The following is a 2,685-nucleotide window of genomic DNA, read 5'->3' on the forward strand; positions in this document are numbered from 1 at the left end:
CCGCCAGATGCGCGCGATGTAGTGCCAGGACACGGTGATGTTCTCGGTCCGCTCCAGGTACTTCGCCAACTCCCGTGCGGACCAGTGCGAAAGCCCTGTGCCGCTTGGTGGCGTCATGCGCGTCAGCGCGATCACCCTGGCCCGCACCCGCACCGGCACCTGTTCCCGTGCGCCACCGGGACGCTCCCCTTCCAGCCCGGCCAGGCCCTGCTCGGCATAGCGGGTCTTCCAGCGGTCCACGGTCGGCAGCGACACTCCGAGCAGCTCGGCAATGTCCTTGCGGCGGCGCCCCTCGCCCGACCACAACACGATCCGGCCCCGCGTGGCTATGTCCGCAGGCACGTCCCTGCTGTTCACCAACTCCCGCAACTCGGCGGCCTGTTCCACGGAGAGCTCCATACCAAGAGACCCTGCCACACAAGATCAAGTAATGCTGACGGAGTCACGAGACACTAGCAGTGCAGATCACTTTGCCAGAGCCAGCAGTCACCGTCCCACGGTTCGGCCACTCACCAGAGCAGAACCCAGCACCGGCGCCACATCCACGACCCAGCCCAATCCCAGCACGGCACGGATGACCAGGGATGACGACAGGTGACGAGAGGTCAGCTATCCCAGCACGGGAAAACCAAGGGCCCGACTCCGCAGAGCCGGACCCCATCTGACCTGCATATTCACCAGATCAACGACGTGGTGGTATGTCAGCCGCTACACATTGAAGCGGAACTCCACCACGTCCCCGTCCTGCATGACGTACTCCTTGCCCTCCATGCGGGCCTTGCCCTTGGCGCGGGCCTCGGCGACCGAGCCGGTCTCCACCAGGTCGCCGAAGGAGATGATCTCCGCCTTGATGAAACCCTTCTGGAAGTCGGTGTGGATCACACCGGCCGCCTCCGGCGCCGTCGCGCCCTTCTTGATGGTCCAGGCGCGAGCTTCCTTCGGGCCTGCCGTCAGGTAGGTCTGGAGGCCCAGGGTCTCGAAGCCGACGCGGCCGAGAGTGGCGAGGCCGGGCTCTTCCTGGCCCATGGACTGGAGCAGTTCGAGGGCCTCGTCGTCGTCGAGCTCGATCAGCTCGGACTCGATCTTGGCGTTCAGGAAGATCGCCTCGGCGGGGGCGACCAGGGCACGCTGCTCGTTCTTGAAGTCCTCGTCGACCAGCTCGTCCTCGTCGACGTTGAAGACGTACAGGAACGGCTTGACGGTGAGCAGGTGCAGCTCGTGGAGGAGCCGGCCCTTCTCGGTGGCCGCCGTGATGCCCGCGGCGAACAGGGTCTGGCCGGACTCCAGGATCTTCTGGGCCTCCTCGACCGCGGCGAGGACCGCGACCTTCTCCTTCTGGAGGCGGGACTCCTTCGTCAGGCGCGGGACGGCCTTCTCGACGGACTGGAGGTCGGCGAGGATCAGCTCGGTGTTGATCGTCTCGATGTCGTCCTTCGGCGAGACCTTGCCGTCGACGTGGACGACGTTCTCGTCCTTGAAGGCCCGGATGACCTGGCAGATCGCGTCGGACTCGCGGATGTTCGCGAGGAACTTGTTGCCCAGGCCCTCGCCCTCCGAAGCGCCCCGGACGATGCCGGCGATGTCGACGAAGTCCACCGTCGCCGGGAGGAGCCGCTGGGAGCTGAAGATCTCGGCAAGCTTGTTCAGACGCGGGTCCGGGACGCCGACCACGCCGACGTTCGGCTCGATCGTGGCGAACGGGTAGTTGGCCGCCAGCACGTCGTTCTTGGTCAGGGCGTTGAACAGGGTCGACTTGCCGACATTCGGCAGACCGACGATTCCGATCGTGAGCGACACTTTGGCGACTTCCTGGAGTGAGGAGGGGGTCAGGGGCGTCCGGGTCCGGCTCGGCTGTTCGGGGCCGGGTCCCGGAGTGGACCGATTCTCCAGTTTACGGGCCTGCCCCGCGGGCCCGAACAGTGCGGTTCACGGGACCCTCCTCCGGGTCCGAACCGTGCGCCTTTCGGCCGTGTGCCATCGAACGCAACGCCAAGGTCGGCCAAAGCGCGTGTCCAACGCCTGATTCCCCGCCCTCCGCGACCTACGTTGTGCAGGTGGAGCAGCACAGGACACGTCCCCCTCAGCGCAGGCAGCCCCCGCAGGCCGCGCCTGCCCCGCCCGCGCCGGGTGGTTCCCCCGGTGAGAGTTCCGCCGTGTACCGGGTGCGGGTGCGCAGCGTGCCGCCCGTGGTCCTCGCGCTGCGGCGGTTCCCCAACCCCCGGCTCACCGGGATCGGGGCCGGGCTGTTCGCCGCCCTCTCCATGTTCGTGCTCGCCTGCGTCGACTGGCTGCTGTTCGACGGCTCGGAGCTCGTCTACGGGCTGCTCTTCCTCCCCGTCAGCGCTCTGACCGCCCTCTGGGTCCGGCCCGCCGACCTGGTCACCGCACCGATCAGCGTGCCCATCGCCTTCGCCATCGGGGTGTTCCCCATCGCCGGGGGAGCCGAGGGCTTCGGCGGGCAGATCATGGGCCTGGTCACCGCCCTCGCCGTGCACGCCGGCTGGCTGTACGGCGGGACGCTGATCGCGGGTCTCATCGCCTCGGTACGCAAGGTGCGGCAGATGCGGGCCCGGCGGCGGTACGTGCTGGCCCAGGGGCGTGGCGCCGCCCCCGAGCGGGCGCCCCGCTCCGCCGCCTCCACCGCGTCCGCCGCCGCGAAGCCCGTACGGGCCGGGGCGGGTGCGG

At 68.4% G+C, this 2,685-nt stretch carries 3 protein-coding genes; 1 reads left to right on the forward strand and 2 read right to left on the reverse strand.

The genetic code is table 11. The annotated features are described in order from the left end of the window. Positions 1-399, reverse strand: a 399-nt coding sequence (locus tag B9S58_RS17115; RefSeq protein WP_219818896.1) for a helix-turn-helix domain-containing protein, incomplete at its 3' end; no start/stop codon positions are given. Positions 400-708: 309 nt separating this feature from the next. Beyond that, positions 709-1,797, reverse strand: coding sequence for a redox-regulated ATPase YchF (ychF, locus tag B9S58_RS17120; RefSeq protein WP_103532962.1), 1,089 nt, complete (start codon positions 1,795-1,797; stop codon positions 709-711). Between the two features lie 356 nt (positions 1,798-2,153). Between ychF and B9S58_RS17125 the strand changes: the two genes are divergently transcribed. Further along, a partial coding sequence (locus tag B9S58_RS17125) for a DUF6542 domain-containing protein (RefSeq protein ID WP_181009344.1) occupies positions 2,154-2,685 on the forward strand: 532 nt, incomplete at its 3' end.

This window comes from Streptomyces sp. SM11, assembly GCF_002910905.1.
Classification (GTDB): domain Bacteria; phylum Actinomycetota; class Actinomycetes; order Streptomycetales; family Streptomycetaceae; genus Streptomyces.